Origin of the sequence: Bacillus solimangrovi, assembly GCF_001742425.1 — a bacterium.
Taxonomy (GTDB): Bacteria; Bacillota; Bacilli; order Bacillales; family Bacillaceae_N; genus Bacillus_AV; species Bacillus_AV solimangrovi.
Genome location: NZ_MJEH01000011.1, coordinates 83,420 through 103,683 on the forward strand (window position 1 = coordinate 83,420; position 20,264 = coordinate 103,683).

Below are 20,264 nucleotides of genomic sequence, written 5' to 3' on the forward strand. Positions count from 1 at the left end.
ACTTCACCATAAAAACACCCTATATCTCAAGCCTTTTCCTTAACGACTTTGCATAGTTGCGGCTTACCGGAATCTCTTCTATACGATCTTCTACTTTAATTTGATAAGCACCATTAAACCATGGGATTAACTGTTCAATTTTCTGCAAGTTTACGAGAAAACTTTTATGTGTGCGAAAGAAAGAATAAGAGGAGAGCTTATCTTCAAGTTCTTTAAGTGTCATTCTTGTGTTATAGATTTTTTCTTTCGTATATAACTTCGTTTCCCTCTGTTCAACGCTCATATACAAAATTTCTTCAGGAGTAATATAATGAATACGCTCTCCCTCTTCAACAGCCAGCTTTCCGAGTGTCTTTTCAAGATGTAGTGTTGTATTTATTTGATTAAAATGATTTTCTAAACGTTTAACCGTTTCTTCAAGTTCATCTTCATCAAAAGGCTTCAATAAGTAATCAACTGCTTCCAGTCGAAAGGCTTTTACTGCATAATCTGGATGTGCTGTTGCAAACACGACTTTCGGTGGTTGCTTTAATTTTTGTAGTGTATCAGCAAGTTCAATGCCTGTCATGTATCCCATTTCTATATCAACAAACACCACATCAGGTGAAATATTCATGATCATTTTCAAGCCTTTTTCAGCTGAATCTGCCTGCCCAACAATTTCAATAAACTGATAAAATGATAGCAAATGTTTCAGTTCATCTCTACTATACACTTCATCATCAATAATTATTGTTTTAATCTTATCCATCTTCAATTACTCCACCTTTGTCACATTCGGTATGTAGAATTGTATACTTGCACCCTTTTCGTTGTTTTCTTTTAAGCATAAAGATGAATGTGGACCGAATAACATCCGTAACCGTTGATTTACATTGTATAACCCTAAACCTGTACCACTTCCTGAAGCAATTGGCTTTTCAAATATGTCTTTTATAACTGATTCCTTAAAACCTATTCCGTTGTCAGTCACCGTAATTTTCGCACCACCTGCTTCTTTATGAATAAACAACCCTACATAACTATCTTTATGCATTCCTTTCAAACCATGCTTAATCGCATTCTCTATTAGTGGCTGAAGCGTCATCGGTGGAATATTTAATAATAATACTTCATCGTCAACTTGAATGTTTACATGTAATTTATCTTGAAAACGTGCTTGTTCAATTGCTAAATATGCCTTCACATGTTTTATTTCATCGTTTAAGGTCGTCATTTTTTCAGTTGTACCAGATAGATTTTGTCTTAAATATTTCGATAATGAGATTAATAGTTTACGTGCTTCGTTTGGTTGAGTACGAATCATCGATACAATCGTATTTAGTGCATTGAACAGAAAGTGCGGGCTAACTTGTGCTTGAAGTGCACGAATTTCTGCTTCTTTTGCCAACTGAATATATTTTTGTGAATTTGCAATTTCAAGTTGTTGGCTCAATAATGATGAAAGACCATCAATGAATTCAAGTGTCACTTTCGTAATCTCTTTTTCTGACTGAAAGTACAACTTCATTGTTCCGATCACTTCTCCATTACGTTTTAACGGTGATATAACTGCTGCATGAAGGGGACAGCTCTCATCATTGCAGTTAATAAATTCTTTATTAGCAATTAGAAATTCACCAGTCTGTATGACTTGTTTCGTTCCGTGAGTTTGTATCGTCTCCCCCACTAAATGGTGATCTGCACCATTTCCAATAAACGCTAATACTTTCTCACAATCAGTAATCGCAATGGCTGATGCACTCACTTCATTTAATAAAACAGTACAAGTTTCTGATGCTGTTTCTTCAGTTAGACCACGACGCAAATGTGATGTCGTTAATTTTGCTAATAGTAACGCCTTATGAGCTTGTAATGCTCCAACCTTCTCTTGTTCATTGAAGACACTACGAATAACAAGTACAAATAACGCACAACCAACACCATTTGCTACAATCATCGGAATTCCAATCTTGCCAACTAGACTCCAAGCTGCGTCAAATGGTTTAGCTACTAGCAAAATGATTAACATTTGCAATGCTTCTGCAGCTGCACCAATTAATAATGGAACCTTTAATTGAAAGACACTATATCTTGGCATCTTCGTTCCGATATAACCTGACAGTAAACCAGCTACAACAGATGATAAACCACATGCAATAGCAGTAAAACCACCAAGTGTAAACCGATGAATTCCTGCTATTAAGCCCGCACCAAGTCCTACTTTCCAGCCTCCTAACAATCCGCCAACGACAACACCGATAACCCTTGAGTTAGCAAGAGCTTCATCTTCAGATAAGAAGAAAGTCCATTTCGACATATCAAATGTAATTGCATTAACAGACAATCCTGTATACGTACCAATTACCCCAAAGATACCGAACATAATAAAAACGATAGTACGATCGCTTTTTCGCACATCTTGATGATTAACTACAGATTGAAAAAAACGTACCCTAGTCATTAAGAACGCGACAGTTACAATTATTCCAATTCGCTCTAGCATTGTGAGTAATAAATACCACATTGTGCAAACCTCTTTCCCGAAAGCACGTGTTCAATAACAATATCTATCATTATACCAAAAGCATAGGTATTCAATTACGCTTTCAGGTTGTTATATGACTAAATGTAAACAAAAAAAAACAGACACCTGTTATACAATACGTGTCTGTCATAATGAATATTATTCTAGATATTCTCTTATACGTCCCTTTCACTAAACACCCTTACAGCAAGGAAAAGCATCATTGCACTATAAACGATCGCATATCCAATCATCGCAGGGCTAGGAGCAGATACACTTCCAAATAAACCTTGAGAAGCAAATGAAATCGGATTATCTGACGTTTCAAATAGTTGAATAATCGTCATGCGAAATAGTGAGTCTAATGGAAGAGCAAGACTTGATAAAATCCCAATATTTATGAGTGTTACATTTTCCATTAGTGCACCAATCTGTTCGACGAATCCTCCGATAAAACCAACTCCGTATAAAATAATTAAAATAATTCCACCACTGACAGTCGTCATTCGACTGCTTAGTAACATTGAGATGGCGATAATGACAATTGGCTGTAATACAAAGATTAGCATCGATGTTATAAGCTGAAGCGGTTCAAATGATAGCGACAGAAACTCACCACTAAATAATTGAAATACGAGTAATACCCCACCAAATAAGAACATTCCATACAGCACAAACATCGTACTCAAACCAATGAATTTTCCTAATATAAATGAACGTCTTGAAAGTGGTCGAGCTAACCACGTATCGATTTGATGACTATCAATTTCACTTGAAATACTAGGTACTGCACTTAAAATCGTTAATAACGCTAAGATAAACGATGAAAAATACAAACCAACACCAAGCAATTGAGATGCGATAACATTTTGTTGGATAAACAAATCTGCCATTGAACGAGAGCCCGATTCAAAAGATATACTAAATTCCTTTCCAGCATAATAAATCGCAGTTCCATAGAAAGCTAAAAAAGCTAACGTCATTAAAACGACGATTCGAAATATTTTCTTATAAAGAATTTCTTTAAATGCTAATTTCGCTATTGTCTTCATTTAACTTCCATCTCCTTTTTTGTTACCCAATGTAAGAAAATTTCTTCCAAATGAGGTTCTTTAGGAGTAAGTTGATACAATGTCTTCTCGTTATCTTGAAGTGTTCGTACAAGATGAGGGATATTCGCTTCATCATTTAATGTAATTAACCAATGCTGCTTATCGTCTTTAGAAGAAAGCGTTTCGTATTTTTTTACAAAGGTAGGTTGTTGTTCCCAAAGGTTGTCTGTTTTTTCACCAACTGCAATTTCAACCTGAGTTTTCACTTCTGCTAACTCACGCCAACGTCCTTGTACAAGCAATTCACCTTTATAAATAATCGCCATATGGTCACATACACTTTCCGCTTCAGCTAATAAATGACTGTTCAAGAAAACGGTCTTCCCCTCATCACTCAACCTTGCAATTAAGTCACGTACTTCCTTACGTCCGACTGGATCAAGAGCTGATGTTGGTTCATCTAAAAATAATAGATCTGGGTCATTCAATAACGCACAGGCTAAACCAATACGCTGTTGCATACCTTTTGAATAACCTCTAATTTTTTCTTTCTCTCTTCCTGTCATACCAACAATCTCAATAACTTCTTCAATTCTGTTCTTTTGATTTCGAATAGGTATTTGGCATAATTGTGCATGATTTTCGAGTAATTGTTTGCCCGTTAACCAGTCTGGATATCGGAATAACTCAGGTAAGTAACCTACTTTCGTCCGTGACTCCACCGTTCCAATTGGTTTTCCGAGCATTTCACCAGCACCACTCGTAGGTTGAATTAAACCTAACATCATGCGGACGAATGTACTTTTTCCAGCGCCATTAGGACCAAAAAAACCGAACACTCCTCCCCTGGGCACTTCTAACGAAATATTCTCACATCCACGCTTACCATCATACAACTTTGACAAATGGTTCGTTTTAATCACGAAATCATTCATACTGTTCACCTCAATTTTCTCATTGAAACAAGAGCTGAATTATTATCAGCCCTTGTTCAAATTATTTATTACACACTAGTTTATAATTGTTTTGCAAATTCTACTAATTCAGGCAATAGACTTGTTTCATTTTCTTCAGTGTATGCATCAAGATAATGTACTTCCCCGTTATCCTGCCACATTAAATAAGTGCTATATTCTGTTTCAACCCCTATTGCCTCTTTACCATTTAGCATGATCTCTTTTGTTGTTTGGCCTTCCATTTCCATGATAGGAACTGGTAATGTTTGAGTCCAATCATCGATACTTGAGAGTTGTTTCTTCACATTATCAGGAAAGAACGGCATCGCTAAGATCGTTTGACTTAGTTCATTTAAGTCTACATCTTCAGGTATCATGTATTCAGGTGCACCAATAACCGTATGTGTGAAGCTTTGTACTTTTACATTGTCTTCATTTGATTCGTACGACGTGTGTGTAGCTTGCGGAACTGTAATTGAGAACGGCTTTTGATCCATCTTTTCATCAAATTGCTCCTCAATATTCATCGATGCTAATAACTCATTCATTTTGTCTACGTTTAACTCCATCGTCAACGAAATAGGTGTAGTCACATATGAATTTGTGAACGTATAATTATTAATGTCTTTTGGAGCTTTGAATCCTGCCTCCTCCATACTTTCTTTCGTAGCAAATGAATACGATCTTTCTTGTACTTCTTCATCTATTGATATTTTACCAAGTCCTTTTAAATCAATTTCACCTGCTTCATTACTTACGATCCAGTTTTCAACCTCATTTATATCTTGTGTTGTCAACTTTAAAAATTCCGCTTCATTCACACGAAATACTGACAAGAAGTTACTTGCTGCAACTTGAACTTGCGGTATTGAGAATACCCCTATCATTACGGCTGCTGCCCCACCGATAATTAAGCTTTTAGTTGTTTTCTTCATGTTTTCCCATCTCCCTTTTTTCTTTACATACATTTGTAATTGTTCAACTTTGCTATCTTTTTCTATCACTTTATTTTCAAAAGCTGACCATGCTTGTTCAGTATTTATTTCGATGTTATTCAAATCATGTTCTGTTTCTGTAAAACCTTGTCCAAATAAAATATTAATTTCTCTGAGATCTTCTAATTGTTGCTTACAAGCTTTACAAGTTTGAATATGTTGTTCTACATAATCCCGACCTTCAACAGTTAATTCCTCATCAAGATAACTTTGTAATTGTTCATCAGTTAAACATTTCATTCACTCTCACCTCGCATTGTTTCAAATAATTTTTGAAATTTCCGTTTCGAACGAGCGATCATTTTTCCTACTGAAGCTTGTTCCAACTGTAACTCTTCTGCAATTTCTTTATATTGATAACCTGAATATTTTAACATCAGTAGCTTTCGTTCCCTCTCATTCAGACGATCAAGAGCTTTTTGCACAAGTTTTTGTTCCTCTTTATGCATTACCTGCTCTTCTGAGGACTCACAAACCGTTTTTGTTCTTTCCATTTCTTTCTTTTCTCGTTCTCTATAACGTTTTTCATTACGAATATAATTTAGTGCAGCAAACTTAGCAGATTTTGTTAACCATGCAGGAATATTCTCAATATCATTCCAGTCTATGTCAAATAATTGAATAAAAACTGTTTGAGCTAAGTCTTCAGCCGTTGATTGTTCTTTACAATACCTCATAAGCTGACGAACAACTTGAGGGTAATAAGTTTTAAAAATAGATTGAAATTCATCAATGTTTTTCGTTTCTACATTTCTATATAACCTGTCGTGCACAACAGATTGCACCTCCATCTTCTGACCTCCTCTCACTTACTTTCACTTATACGAACCCATCGAGCTTTGTTTTGTGACACTTTTTTTAAAAAATTTTAAAGGAGGCTTTATTAATATCAAACTTGCCGACACTCTTTTTCCAATATTTTATATATTAACTCATACAAAGGTACAAGAATGAATAACATTAAATCTAACATTTTTATCTTGCTAGCAACTCATATGATACAAAAAACTACCTCTATACAAATTTTATATTAAAGATGGAAACGGGTGTTAAATATGTTTGTGGACTTACTTAACAATTTAGCTGTTACAGCTACCTTGCTATTTATTGGAGGCAAATTCTTCGAAAAGCAACCATTAGAACTATCTTCGCCAATTATTAGAAGAATTATCGCAGGATTAGGTGCTGGATTACTCGGTACATTATTGATGGTAAGTACGATTCAAGTAACAGATATCGTTATCGTTGACCTACGTCACCTTGCAATCATCATCGCTGCGATATATGGAGGTACAATTGCATCAACTATGGCTGGAATAATGATTGGAATGATGAGAATATTATTATTCGGTATTAACAGTGCTTCTATTTCGGCTTGCATCTTATCAATAACTGTAGCTTTCCTATTTGGTGGAATAGCAACTATTAAGATTTCACGGCTTAATTTATTTGTAATCATGAATAGTATTTATATCCTATTAGGTTCAACCGTAGCTTATTTTTTAATCCATAATCAAACCATTTTTCAAAGCAGTTTACTCTTTTACTTGCCAATCGCATTTATCGGTGGATTATTTACGTATTACATGACTGAATACATTAAAAGATCAAATGAAAATAATCGTGCCATTATGTACTATAAAATCATGGCCGATAATTCAACAGATTTGATATCAACCCACTCTCACAATGGAGAGTTCAAATATGTATCACCTTCTTCAAAACATATACTAGGATACGGGCATCATGAATTAAAAGGATGCTCTCCATATTCTTTTTTTCACCCAGAGGATTTTTGTGCCAAAATGAGTTTTCACGACATTCTTCAAAATGAACACGATAACTATAGTTTTACTTTTCGATTCAAACGTAGGGATGGTTCATATGTATGGCTAGAAACGATATTAAGAAAAATGAGTGGAATCACAACTTCAAACGAGGAAATCATTTGTTTTTCAAGAGACATTACATTGAGGAAAAAAAATGAAGAAAAACTTATAGAAGCAAACAATTCATTAAGAAGATTATCCAATATTGATAGCTTAACTGAAATAGCCAATCGACGTTCATTTGATGAAACGATAGAAAAAGAATGGAAACGTGCAATTCGTAACCATTCAGCATTGTCACTTATTTTAATGGATATTGATCACTTTAAACTTTATAACGATACTTATGGACACCAACGAGGTGATACATGTATCACAATGGTTGCGAAAATCAGTCAAGTTCTCCTTAACCGCCCTACTGATTTTATCGCACGTTATGGAGGAGAAGAGTTTGCAATAATTCTACCAGAAACATCAACAGTTGGAGCAATTAACGTTGCAGAAGCAATCCGTTCAGCAATTGAAGCAGAGGCAATCCCTCATTCTACTTCATTTGTGAAACCAGTTGTTACAGTTAGTATTGGGATTGCTACGATGACTGAGATTAACCCATTAGATCGCTTTAAACTAATCAAACGTGCTGACGAAGCGTTATATAAAGCTAAGAAGCAAGGACGTAATAGAGTGTCAGTGTTCACCAGTCTATAAGCAAAAACGTCATAAAAACGTAGAAAAGTCTAAAATCGAAATTGATTTTAGACTTTACTTAGAATTTGGGATAATTAACTTCTGACCTTCAAATACCGTACCTTCAGCACTTAAGTTATTTGCATCTTTAATAAGTGCTTCCCCAGTTCGATTTTGGAAGAATTTCATTGAAATACTGAACAATGTATCCTCTGCCTTAACAACATATGTTTGATATTCTTCTTTCGATACAGGTGTTGTGTGTTTAAGTTGAGCAACTGACTCTGGTTTTTCAGTTTCATTTGGAGACAATTGTGACTCAACAACGGTTTCATTATTATCTTTCTCATTAGGTTCTGACTTCACTTCTTCTTTTTGCTTCATTTCATATTGTTCAACTACTTTTTCTGAAGGTTTGATGTCTATTGGTTCATTTGTAGTTGGGTCGCCCTTATTACTCAGAAATGCATAGGCAGGGATAATTATCAACAAGAGTAGGAAGATTAACACGAGCAAACGCGCAAGTGGATATTTGATTTTGATATTCGTTTTCCCTTGTTTTTGTCCGTGAACTTGACTGCGCGGTGGGATTGTTTGGTTTGCCTCATCTTCCTCTTCACTTTTTGATTGTTTTACTAGAGAACGCAATAATTCAGCTTGGTCCTTTTCTTCATTACTCATCTCTAATTATCCCTCCTTCATTGAACGATTCAGATACAGGTTGTCCCCTCATATATTGAACTCGTATAATACATCCAAATACAAAATCAATTAGCAGATGTGCAACAATTGTTACGAGTAGATTCTCTGTAATTTCAAATATCCAACCGATGTAGAAGCTTAGAAGTAAAACTGAAATTAGTAAGACAGGTTTCGTTAAATAACGTAAGTGTAATAATGCAAACGTAATACTTGCAATAAAGAAACCAAATTGTGATTGAATTATACCTCGAAAAAGAAACTCTTCTGTACAGGCAACAATGAAAGAAAGTAAAAAAATGTGCCATATAGGTCGCTCTCGAAACACCTTTTCATTAATGCCACCATCATCATACATCTCTTTTGGTAAAATCTTCATTAATAAACCATCAATTAAAATAACGATAGCTGCACTACCTATTCCATAATATACAACCTCATACAGATCAAGTTGAATATATGATAAAAACTCTGTCATTGAATCAAAAAGAAAGATGAACAAACCACAACTTATTACAAACAGAATCCCTTGTGTAAGATAAAGCTGCTTTACTAACTCTATATCTGACAGTTGATTAATTAACTCCTTTTGTCGTTTATTCATTATGATGCTTCACCACACTGACTATACCATTTTCTTTATATATGAAAAATATTTGCTAATTCATTTTCCCACCCGGTAAACTGCCATTCTAGGTGATCAACTTGTTGTGTTGGCAATTCATTAAGTGTAAACCCACATTGATCACAGCATAAGTTAGGTTTTTTCTGCAATTCCTCATCAAAATGTTCTAGTAGGTACTTACGTCTACATGAATTTAATTGTAAAAGAAGCCTTATTGTTGATAATTTTTCCCGTTTATCATTAATCCGTTTATTAATAATTGGTCGTATTTTTTCCTCAACTTCTATATTATGCCATGAATTTGTTACTTCGTCTGCAACTAATATGTTAAATTGCTCGAATTGATATTTTAAAAATCGTATCTGAATGTCTGTTAACCCCATATGTGTAGCAACCACTTCTACATCGTGCCAGCTTTTACAAACGTCTTGCTTCATATAATTAAGCAACGCTTTTACTTCACTCATTGATGGGAATTCCTTTTCAATCAACCTTTCTGGAAGCTCATGGTCACCATCTGAATAAAGAAGGATGCTCACACTATGGTTTCCATCTCGACCAGCTCTACCGATTTCTTGAATATAAGATTCAATATCAGATGGGTAGTGTACGTGAATAACAAACCGAATATCTTGTTTATCAATCCCCATTCCAAATGCATTCGTAGCACATATCACATCCAACTGGTCATTAATAAATTGTTGTTGAATTAAAATTCGCTCCTCATTTATCATCCCGCCATGATAATAAGCACAACGAATCCCTTCGTTCCGAAGAATTGATGCATACTGTTCTGCTGTTGAACGTGTTGGAGTGTATATAATACCTGACCCTTGCAATTGTTTGATTAAATTCTTCGTATACTCAATTTTCTCCTGCATTGAATCAACATAACGGATATCTAGTGCAATATTATTTCGATCGACAGAATGGATGTGACAGCTTACACTCTCTAGCTTCAGTTGTCTTAATATATCCTGTTGAACTTCATTTGATGCAGTTGCTGTCAGAGCTAGAACAGGTGGAGTTCCACATCGCTGAATAACATCTGTAAGCTTCAAATAATCGGTGCGGAATTCGTGCCCCCATTGTGAAATACAATGTGCCTCATCAACAACGAAAAGACTTATCTTCACGTGTTCCAAACGTTTCAATACATGCTCAGATTGAAGAATTTCTGGTGATGCATAAATAATGCGATACTTATGTAATGATCGTAATGCTAACTTTCTTTCCTCGAACGATAGAAAGCTATTTAACGCAACAACTCGTTTCTCCCCCTTCGTCTTCAACTGTTGAACTTGATCTTGCATAAGGGATAGAAGAGGAGACACAACTAACACTGTACCTTCAAGAACATAAGATGGAAATTGATAACACAATGATTTCCCTGCGCCCGTAGGTAACATCGCAAGCACATTTCTCCCACTTAATACATCCTCAATAATTTCTTTCTGTCCTTCACGAAATGATGAGAAACCGAATTTCTTTTGTAATACTTTCTCTAATTTCATCTCCTCTCTCCTTTCGCAATTATTAGGCGTATTTGAAAATAACTGACATCATCATTTAATTGTTCCTTAATCGGCTTCATTCGCTTCGTTTGCATCGAATGATACAGCTGTAATACCGATTGAGCGATTTCATCTGAAATGAATGGCTCTGTCGAGAAGCTCGGATCATTCAATGCGATCTCAATAAAATGGTCTTCTATTGTACTTAATTTTAAATTTCGAATATGAGCGATTTCTTCTATTGTACGACCTTGCTCAAACAAGTTAAAAGTCTTCCTCGTTGAGTTGGTTAGTGGAACTTCATTATGTTGATCTCGAATAAGTGTATATAATAAACTCGTTCGCATTTCACTCATTCGTATCATTCTCACAAATTGATGTAGTGCAGCTTGAAAGAGATACCTTGCTCCATCTTCTCCTACTGAAGTATACTCACCAATTTGCTGAAAGGTAAGCCCATAACGGTGAGATGCACTCAAACGCAACAAAAAAATATCAGACTGTACATCTGGTATGGTAGACAGTATCTCATGGCACTCTTTATGTAACATGTCGGCCAACTCTTTCTTTTGTAAACCCGTTTGTTGAAACCAGTTCTTACTCCAACGAAACACTTCTTCATTGCGAGACACTGGAATAAAATTCGATTGTTCGATAACTAAATTTGAAATCGATTGAATCAATAACGAAAATCTCTCCCAGAAAACCGATCCTATATTGTTATATTGCCAGCCATCTAATCCGTTAGGAAATATTTCACTTCTTTCGAACAGACTGACTACTTCTTTTCCTTTTTGAGTGACGATTAAATGACCGTCACGTTCTAATTTCATTTGCACATAACCTTTTTCTATCAATTGTTGTATATCTTGTTCAAACCTTGATCGAATATATCGAGGCATCGTACCAAACAAAAATGAAAGCTCAAATAATTGACCATCTTGAATGGTTTGTGACGATTTCTTACCTCTTAACAGATGAAAGAGACCTGATGATGACCGTTCACCATCAAATTTATTTAGACTAAATAAAAGAATTTTCAATCGATATGTAATCAAATTTTTCACCGAACCTTTTTTACTATTTGATACTTATAATAATTGAATTTTGATACAGTTTATAAGTGATAGTCCTTTTGTTCATTGTACCAAACTAGTCTTTCTATGTGGCAAATGACGTATCTATTTGGAGGCGAAGTTGGTGAAAACGTTGATGTGATAAGCATTCTCAATGGTTTTTCCTATTGAAAAGTTATCAAAACCGTTTTACAATAAGGTATGTGGTTAGACTTTAACCTCAAAGATAGGTTAAGGGAACAACATTGAGAGAAACTTCATTGTTTGAAAATTATTATATCTCATGGGAGGTTACATATTTATGGCTAAGTACACAATTGTTGACAAAGAAACTTGTATTGCATGTGGAGCGTGTGGTGCAGCTGCTCCTGACATCTACGATTATGATGATGAAGGCATTGCATTCGTAACACTTGATGATAACCAAGGTATCGTAGAAATTCCAGACGTACTTCTAGAAGATATGGAAGATGCATTTGAAGGTTGTCCAACTGACTCCATCAAAATCTCAGAAGAATCGTTTGACGGTGACGCATTAAAATTTGAATAGTACGAGCAGAGCCCTTGCATCTTTGCATGGGCTCTTCTTATGACTTACCTTTAAAAAGCTTCTTATCCTCTCTACTTTATAGTTATATAACGTGTTGTTTACTTAAACAACATGAATCACAACAGTTGCTATTATAACGTACAATTTCTCCAAGTGATTTTCCCTATTATTTCTATTAATAGAAAATACAACAAACCCTTTTAACATAGGTTAATGTTACTTTACATCTTGTTATATTTTCTTCAAATGAAAATATTTTTCAGTCTATTTTCTTATCTAAATCACCATATCTGAAATGTCATAAATTTTTTACAAGCTCATATTTTACTGAAATACAAACAGAGAAACCGCTTACATTCAAAAACGTTCGTGAATAACTGATTGACAGTCTATTAATGCATGTGGTAAATTATCAAAAAAATTAATGCGGCAAAGGAGTAGACAAATGTATAAAATACTCGTGTCTGACACAATGAGTGCAGAAGGATTAGCTCCACTCTTAAAAAGTGATAAAGTAGAAATTATCCAAAAGAAGGTAGATGAAGTACAAGATTCGCTGGCCGAATTTGATGCATTACTCGTTCGTAGTGGTACACAAGTTACAGAAGAGCTTGTTGAGCAAATGACTAACTTAAAAATTGTTGCTCGCGCAGGTGTCGGTGTTGATAATATCGATATTGATGCAGCTACAAAACGCGGTATCGTGGTTATTAATGCACCTGATGGAAATACGATCTCTACTGCTGAGCATACATTTGCTATGATGGCATCATTGTTGCGAAATATTCCTCAATCTGTTAGTTCAGTGAAGGATGGTAAATGGGAACGAAAAAAATATCAAGGTGCTGAGTTATACGGCAAAACGCTTGGAATCGTTGGAATGGGTCGTATCGGAGGAGAGCTTGCAAAACGAGCTAAGGCTTTTGGAATGAGTGTAGCAGTATTTGATCCATTCTTAACTCAAGCACGAGCACAAAAGCTTGGTGTAGATGCAGTTGACTTTGATGGATTACTTGAAGTTGCAGATATTATCACTGTACATACTCCGTTAACAAAGGATACAAAAGGATTATTCAATAAAGAAACGATTGCGAAAGCAAAAAAAGGTGTTTATCTTATTAACTGTGCTCGCGGTGGAATTATTGATGAAGATGCACTCGTTGAACATATCGAAAGTGGTCACGTGTCAGGTGCAGCTCTTGACGTATTTGTAACAGAACCTCCTACAAATACACGTCTTATTGGCCAAGATCATATTATTACAACTCCTCATTTAGGAGCATCAACAGTCGAAGCACAATTAAATGTCGCTGCATCAGTGTCAGAAGAAGTGCTTCAATTTTTAGAAGGTCAGCCTGTTAAGAATTCTCTTAACTTACCAACGTTATCTAAAGAAGTATATGAAAAGATTAAACCTTATTATGAACTTGCTAGTAGCATGGGCTCTCTCGTATCTCAATGTATGAAAGTTCCAGTGAAAGAAATTGAACTACGTTATGGGGGATCTATTGCTGACTTAGATACGACAATCTTAACTCGTACGTTACTTGCAGGGTTTATTCGCCCTCGTGTTGATTCAGCAGTAAATGAAGTAAATGCAGCAATGGTAACGAAGCAACGCGGTATTGCATACGGAGAGAAGATTACGAGTGATACAAATGGCTATTCGAACTCTATAAAAGCGATTGTGCACGGTGAAAATGCAACATTCACGATTCAAGGGACATTCGTTCGTGAATATGGACCTCGTATTGTAAATATGAATGGGTTTGATATTGATTTTTATCCTAACGGCAGCTTATTATACGTGCAACATACTGACCGTCCAGGTGTTATTGGGAACGTTGGACACATCCTCGGTGAGCATGAAGTAAATATTGCAACGATGCAAGTTGGTCGAAAAGAAGCAGGTGGAGAAGCAATTATGATGCTTTCATTCGATAAGCCTATTACTGATGATGTATACAATGAACTACGTAAGATTGATGACATCGTTTCAATAAATAAGATTGAACTATAATTTAGTCACACTACCATAAGTGGAGATTCCTTCATCCCCACTAATGATTAGTTGAACTAGTAATGTCAATACTAACACTTTAATTGTCATTGTTTCTCTCTAGTTTTGAGGGTCAACACATGATCAATAACCAAGAGAGCCCCCATTCTAATCGATTTTTGAATGGGGGCTCTTTCTTATAAGCGGTTAGCTGAATATGGCACTGTTATTGGCTGTGAAACATTGTATGGTCCATACTGATTAAATGGCAGATTTTCAAATTGAACTGTATCATACCCATAAGATTTTGCTGTTAGTAAGATTGCTTCTATCATATAGATACTTTCTTCATTATTTACAAGGTCATTTGTATTCATTAATTGAATTTGAATGTGTTTATCATTTAACTCCACTGATTCAACTTGGATACCATTGAGAAACGGAGAATACAGCTGCTTATTGTCGTCATCCGTTAACATCTGTTGAAACGCTGATTGAAGATCTGATGCTGTTGTAGGGATCGGAACAAGGTATTTATGCTCTCCTTCTGTTAAATAATATATTTTCTGCTCTCTTTCAATAATTAAACTTTCTACATAACCCATTTTTGAGAACTCAATACCGGCTGTTTCATTATGAGAAAATTTCAATTCAGAAATTCCAATAGGTAGCATCATCTCTTTTAACATAGATATGAACGCAACTTCAACCGATTTCTCATTATTTATTAACATAGATTGCTCACCAAATAGATTGACTTCCATAGTATGTTCGTTTAACTGCTCAAAAGTAATGTTCTTCCAAAAATCTGCTGAGTATATCGACATGTTTGACAATTCATCTTGAATAAATGAATTCAGAGCTTCGTCTAGAGGTATATTCTTAGGTATTGTCTTTGATACTGGTATTGTATATTGAAATGAATCATTTACCAAAGCACCTACTAACAGTTGCTCATCAGCATTAATTTCATTAATTGTGTGAGATAATGGTTCAATCACTATCATTTTCTTACTTATACTCTCACTAAAACTTTGGACTTGATCACCTGCAAAACCCTCTTCTGACTGCCCTTGTAGATTAGCATGATTTTCGAAGATGGCTTTTTCGGAACTCTCCTCTTTTTCAATACTCATTTCAGAACCATTATTTAAAATCACTGGAAGCATAACGATGAATAAGACTACTGCTGCCACTGATCCAAGTACAGGTAAAACCCATTTTGAACGTTTTACAATTGGGGTGCTCATGTCTGAATTAGACGATTCCTCATCTTCCATTGTTTTTGAAATTCTCGCGAATATTTCATCCGCACTGCGGTTGTCTTCAACTATTGGAAGTTGTTGTAAAAGTTCTTCAATTCGTTCTTCGTCGTAAATCCTTTTAGACATGTGGCACTCCCTCCTTATTATGAACTTCATTCATACATCCTTTTAATGACTTAATCGCTCTGTGTTGAGTTGTTTTCACTTTACTCTCTGTCCAACCAAGTACATCAGCAGTTTCAGTTATAGAAAATGATTGTAAATAACGTAAAATGACAACCATTCGTTGATCTTCTGAACAAGAATGCAAACACGTATATACTAATTGAATATCTTCATTCAAAATCACCACATCTTCTGGTAAAGGGTCTTCATCTTCAATAATTGCACTAATTATCTCATCTTCTATTCCAGTTATAACACTTTGATTCTTTTGTTTTCGAAACCAATCAATTGTGACATGTTTCGCTATTGAAAATAGCCATGTCTTCTCACTACTTCTGCCCTCGAAGCGTTCGTATGATTTCAGCACTCTAATATAAACTTCTTGAACGAGATCTTCAGTCTGTTCTTTATTTTTGACCATATAAAAGATAAATCGAAATAAATCTTGGTGATATCTTTCATATAAATGCTGAAATAAATCCCTCATCCCTTATACCTCTCTCTCCTATTTAGTCGAACAAAACCTTAAAAGGTTACACTTTGTTATTATATCGAAAAAAGCTAAGTTTTTCTTTTTCGAAAAGAAAAACTTAGCCAAATTATCATCTCTATCACACATTTTTTTAGTAAGCATTACTCAGAGATTCCCGTATTTAAAATTGTAACTTTAGAGTGGACATTTACTATTAAATTTGGGTAAACTTCTTTCCATTTCTTTCTATCCCAATCACGTGTATCACTTTTTACAATTCTTCCAAACCCTATCGGATCAACGTTAAACTCTTGTAGTTTTTTTATTAGCAACTCACTTTTCTGCGTAAATTCCTCATCTAACTTTAGTTCCATTTTTTTAATTTCTTTTGGATCGCGTAAATCTGCCTTTCCTTTATATTCTCGAATGACACAATCGATTTTAATGTATACGTCAACCTCTGGGACTCCACCAATGTGATTTACTTCAAAATTTGTAGATGCTTTCACATTTTCAATCATTGCAAGGTTTCCACCAAATTGAACATCTTCTTGATCTTCCTCAGTTGATTCTTCTTCCTCCTTATTTAAAGCAACCTGAATATTACCATGCTTATAATCTCCAGAGGATAATAAATGGAAAATAAAAAAATCTTTAACTCCTATTTCATGAACATACTTATCTCCGTCAAATAGAGCTAGTCCAATAATATTAGCATGATTCCCCTTTTTTTCAATAAGAGGAAGGTAGGGGTCTCTTCCGTCACTATGATAATACTTCAAAAACAAATGCAAATTTGTCACTGGAAGAGATTGACTTTTCTCATTTTGAAGCATTAATGTTTCTAAATATATGCCTGGATGCTGTCCAACTGAGGTAACTTCCTTATCTAATAAATCACCAGCTGTACCTTTAACAACTGCTAACTTCATTTTATTACCGATTTCAGGGTCTCGATTTAACGTGTCAACAATATCATGTAATCCACTTTTAGCAAGCTCTTCACCGTATAAAGCTACCGCTGCCTGACCACTCATAATCGGATATGGTGCTTCATAATTCATCAGTTTTCGTCCTAATTTACTTAAATCAGTATCTGATTCAAAAAATTCTAAGCTCGTACCCTCTTTCTCATTATAAACAGGTACTAAGATCTTCATGTGTACTTTGTCTTCTTCAACCTTATCATAGCTTATATTTCGAATCATAAGTATATCATCAACGATATGTTGCTGAGCACATCCAGTTAATAAGAGGATAATAAGAACACTGTTAAATATCTTCCATTTCATGTGCTTCCACCTTCTCATTCATCAATATCTGTTTTCTGTTTCTTTTTGAAAATATCCTTAAAACTTTGTTCCATTGATAACGATGAAACATTTTGTCTGCGCAAATAACGAAATGGAAGTCGTATCAACATATCTCTCCACATTTCCGAACGGGGTGGATAAATCGGTGTCATATATGGATGCCCTAAAGATGTTAAGCGAAGCAAATGTGTTAATAAGAATGCCCCACAAATCGCAATACCAATTAATCCTAAATAACTAGCAAATATCAAAAACACAAAACGTACTACTCGAAACGCATTACCCATACGATAAACAGGGGATGTATATGAAGAAATTGTTGTCAATGCGACAATAATAATTAGTACATTACTCGTTAATCCTGCTTCTACAGAAGCCGTACCTAGAACAATACCACCAACTATACCAATTGTTTGAGCGATCTTTGAAGGCATTCGAGCTCCAGCTTCCCTTAATAGTTCAATTGTTATTTCTAAAAATAACGCTTCTAAAATCGGTGGAAATGGAATATCAACTCTCGAGCCTACCAACGTGCCTAACAAATCGCGTGGAATCAACTCATAATGAAAAGTCAAAGTTGCTACATATAGGGGAGTAGCTAACAAAGAGAATAACAAGGCAAAATAACGCATGATTCGAAAAACTGAAGCGACTTGCCACGTTAAGTAATAATCTCCAGATGAATTAAAAAAATCAAAAATGGAAGATGGACCAGAAAGTGCAAACGATGAACCATCAACAAGTATGCATACCTTCCCTTCACATAATGAATTACATAAACGTTCTGGTCGTTCAGTATTTTTCAACTGTGGAAACGGTGATCTCCAATTGTCTTGAATAATCTGCTGAATATAAGCACTATCTGCGATATTATCAATCGTGATTGCTTCGATCTTTGTTCGGACGAGATTAACATCCTCCATATTCACTTCATTTTCCATATAGAGGAGTGCTACGCCCGTTCTTGACTTTGCTCCTACCTCCATTAGCTCAATTTTTAAATCTACTACAGGTAGGCGTTTACGAACAAGGTTGATGTTCGTTTTCATTGATTCTACAAACGCTTCTTTAGGACCCTCAACACTATATTCGGTCATCGGAGGTATAATGTCACGCCCTTGAAGGTCGATACAGCTTAATAATATGTATCCATCATCTTTTCCGACAAGACTAAGTGCGACATAACCTTTTAAGATCCTTTCCTCCAACTCATCGACATCATTTGTGATAATAATTTCTTCGAATGGAAGTTTTTTCTTAAGCTCCTCTAACGAATCGAATGGATCCTCTAAGTTTTGTAAGAGGTCTCGATGCAATATATTCGTATCAACAATTGAATAAAGATAAGAAATTCGATAAGGTGTATGATGGCCTAAATTCTCATATGATACAAAATCTCCATTTTTCTTTAAATTACTTAATCTATCTTCTTTTTGCGATTTTTCAAACGAAAATCGTTTCACTTCATTGTCCTCCTATATTTACGATAAAAGAGTTTAGACAAAATAAAAAGAATTGGAATGTAAGCAAAGATTAAATAAAATGACACATAGTTAACTGCTTGATTTAAATAATTAATCTCAATCCTACTATTTATAAATACTATGCTTATTAAAACGATTAAAAGTAAGCAAATAATCACTTTTCGTTGTGAAAAATTTGTTGTCCTCTTAATAATTCTTGATGATGCCCATAAGTACAAAATCATAGTCGGTACGACAACAAACACCCATACTGTAACTGTTACGTATTCCAATCGTTCTATAAACGAGAATTCTGCAACCTTAAACATACTTAAAGTTGCCCATATAGTTCTCTCTAATTGATCTTCACTGAAGAATCCAAAGGTAATGATTATAATGAGTAAATATAACACGGTCGTAAAGAGCGAGCCGAATTGTGCACTCTTTTGTGACTTCTCTGGGTTTTTAATAAATGGGTAAAAGATGAGCAATAACTCAATTCCCATAAAAGATATCATTGAATCACTAATTGCACCGACGATACTACCAATCGGTTTTTGAATAATTGGTAATAACGGTACAAAATCAGAATATTCAAGAGGAAATAATAGGAATAAAATGAGTGGAATAGTAATGAAAAATCCTAAGAAACACATCCCTGTAACAACTCTAAATCCTCCTGAAACGATATAGTATATTAACGAACAAAAAAGAAAACCCAACACCCAAGAGGATAGAGTTGGAAACATCCAAACTTGTATTACTTCAATAAATGTAGTGAGAACGGTAACTGAGTTATAAAGAAAATAAAACGCAATGATAAGATTTATGAAACCACCAATCCACTTTCCAAAAATAAATCTTTGAATTTCAATTACATCTGTTTTGTATCTATTAAGAATGGAGTAAATTATATAAATAGCAAGATGAAATAAGATGCCTGTTAATATTATAGTAATCCAACCATCATAACCTGCCTTACTCATAATGACACGCTGAAAACCTAACACACCTACGCCTACTTGTGCTGCAACAATAATATAAAAAACTAAAAATCCATCTATTTTATATCTTTCCTTTACGATTTCAGACACATTA

At 34.9% G+C, this 20,264-nt stretch carries 18 protein-coding genes; 3 read left to right on the forward strand and 15 right to left on the reverse strand.

From position 1 onward, the window contains the following. Positions 1–19: 19 nt before the first annotated feature. From BFG57_RS05095 to BFG57_RS05120, 6 genes are all read right to left on the reverse strand, one after another. The gene (locus BFG57_RS05095) at positions 20–751 is read right to left on the reverse strand and encodes a LytR/AlgR family response regulator transcription factor (protein ID WP_069716550.1); all 732 of its coding nucleotides are present in this window, start codon (positions 749–751) and stop codon (positions 20–22) included. A gap of 6 nt (positions 752–757) precedes the next feature. Then, positions 758–2,506, reverse strand: coding sequence for a sensor histidine kinase (locus BFG57_RS05100; RefSeq protein ID WP_069716399.1), 1,749 nt, complete (start codon positions 2,504–2,506; stop codon positions 758–760). Between the two features lie 176 nt (positions 2,507–2,682). Continuing rightward, positions 2,683–3,558: an ABC transporter permease gene (locus BFG57_RS05105; protein ID WP_069716400.1), complete on the reverse strand. Its 876-nt coding sequence runs from the start codon at positions 3,556–3,558 to the stop codon at positions 2,683–2,685. Next, a complete protein-coding gene (locus tag BFG57_RS05110) occupies positions 3,555–4,493 on the reverse strand; it encodes an ABC transporter ATP-binding protein (protein ID WP_069716401.1) in 939 nt (312 codons plus the stop codon). Before BFG57_RS05110 ends, BFG57_RS05105 begins: the two co-directional genes overlap by 4 nt. Positions 4,494–4,573: 80 nt before the next feature. After that, the gene (locus BFG57_RS05115) at positions 4,574–5,749 is read right to left on the reverse strand and encodes an anti-sigma factor family protein (protein WP_069716402.1); all 1,176 of its coding nucleotides are present in this window, start codon (positions 5,747–5,749) and stop codon (positions 4,574–4,576) included. Next, entirely contained in the window at positions 5,746–6,300 is a 555-nt protein-coding gene (locus BFG57_RS05120) for a sigma-70 family RNA polymerase sigma factor (protein ID WP_069716403.1), read from the reverse strand. The genes BFG57_RS05115 and BFG57_RS05120 overlap by 4 nt, the downstream gene beginning before the upstream one ends. 264 nt (positions 6,301–6,564) lie before the next feature. Between BFG57_RS05120 and BFG57_RS05125 the strand changes: the two genes are divergently transcribed. Continuing rightward, on the forward strand, positions 6,565–8,046 hold the full coding sequence (locus tag BFG57_RS05125) for a diguanylate cyclase (RefSeq protein ID WP_069716404.1): 1,482 nt from the start codon (positions 6,565–6,567) through the stop codon (positions 8,044–8,046). 54 nt (positions 8,047–8,100) lie between these two features. On the opposite strand, the gene BFG57_RS05130 is transcribed toward BFG57_RS05125, so the two are convergent. The 4 genes from BFG57_RS05130 to BFG57_RS05145 are packed head-to-tail and all read right to left on the reverse strand — an operon-like array spanning position 8,101 to position 11,930. Further along, entirely contained in the window at positions 8,101–8,706 is a 606-nt protein-coding gene (locus BFG57_RS05130; RefSeq protein WP_069716405.1) for a LysM peptidoglycan-binding domain-containing protein, read from the reverse strand. Beyond that, positions 8,699–9,328: a CPBP family intramembrane glutamic endopeptidase gene (locus BFG57_RS05135; RefSeq protein ID WP_069716406.1), complete on the reverse strand. Its 630-nt coding sequence runs from the start codon at positions 9,326–9,328 to the stop codon at positions 8,699–8,701. Before BFG57_RS05135 ends, BFG57_RS05130 begins: the two co-directional genes overlap by 8 nt. Before the next feature lie 35 nt (positions 9,329–9,363). Further along, a complete protein-coding gene (locus tag BFG57_RS05140; protein ID WP_069716407.1) occupies positions 9,364–10,863 on the reverse strand; it encodes a RecQ family ATP-dependent DNA helicase in 1,500 nt (499 codons plus the stop codon). Then, positions 10,860–11,930 (reverse strand): YpbB family protein, encoded by a 1,071-nt coding sequence (locus tag BFG57_RS05145; RefSeq protein ID WP_139125067.1) that lies wholly within the window; start codon positions 11,928–11,930, stop codon positions 10,860–10,862. The genes BFG57_RS05140 and BFG57_RS05145 overlap by 4 nt, the downstream gene beginning before the upstream one ends. 310 nt (positions 11,931–12,240) lie before the next feature. On the opposite strand from BFG57_RS05145, the gene BFG57_RS05150 reads away from it, so the two are divergent. Continuing rightward, the gene (locus tag BFG57_RS05150; protein WP_069716409.1) at positions 12,241–12,489 is read left to right on the forward strand and encodes a ferredoxin; all 249 of its coding nucleotides are present in this window, start codon (positions 12,241–12,243) and stop codon (positions 12,487–12,489) included. Between the two features lie 445 nt (positions 12,490–12,934). Further along, complete coding sequence (gene serA / locus BFG57_RS05155) at positions 12,935–14,509, forward strand: phosphoglycerate dehydrogenase (RefSeq protein ID WP_069716410.1); 1,575 nt, start codon at positions 12,935–12,937, stop codon at positions 14,507–14,509. A 176-nt stretch (positions 14,510–14,685) separates the two neighbouring features. On the opposite strand, the gene BFG57_RS05160 is transcribed toward serA, so the two are convergent. The 5 genes from BFG57_RS05160 to BFG57_RS05180 form a co-directional block, all read right to left on the reverse strand. Further along, positions 14,686–15,879 carry a GerMN domain-containing protein gene (locus BFG57_RS05160; protein WP_069716411.1) on the reverse strand — a complete coding sequence of 398 codons (1,194 nt, stop codon included), beginning with the start codon at positions 15,877–15,879 and terminating at the stop codon, positions 14,686–14,688. Next, a complete protein-coding gene (gene sigX / locus BFG57_RS05165) occupies positions 15,872–16,405 on the reverse strand; it encodes an RNA polymerase sigma factor SigX (RefSeq protein WP_069716412.1) in 534 nt (177 codons plus the stop codon). Before sigX ends, BFG57_RS05160 begins: the two co-directional genes overlap by 8 nt. 146 nt (positions 16,406–16,551) lie before the next feature. Continuing rightward, positions 16,552–17,682, reverse strand: coding sequence for a Ger(x)C family spore germination protein (locus BFG57_RS05170; RefSeq protein ID WP_069716413.1), 1,131 nt, complete (start codon positions 17,680–17,682; stop codon positions 16,552–16,554). A gap of 14 nt (positions 17,683–17,696) precedes the next feature. Beyond that, a complete protein-coding gene (locus tag BFG57_RS05175; protein ID WP_069716414.1) occupies positions 17,697–19,166 on the reverse strand; it encodes a spore germination protein in 1,470 nt (489 codons plus the stop codon). Continuing rightward, positions 19,163–20,260, reverse strand: a complete 1,098-nt coding sequence (locus BFG57_RS05180; RefSeq protein ID WP_175428273.1) for a GerAB/ArcD/ProY family transporter — start codon at positions 20,258–20,260, stop codon at positions 19,163–19,165. The genes BFG57_RS05175 and BFG57_RS05180 overlap by 4 nt, the downstream gene beginning before the upstream one ends. Positions 20,261–20,264 lie beyond the last annotated feature (4 nt).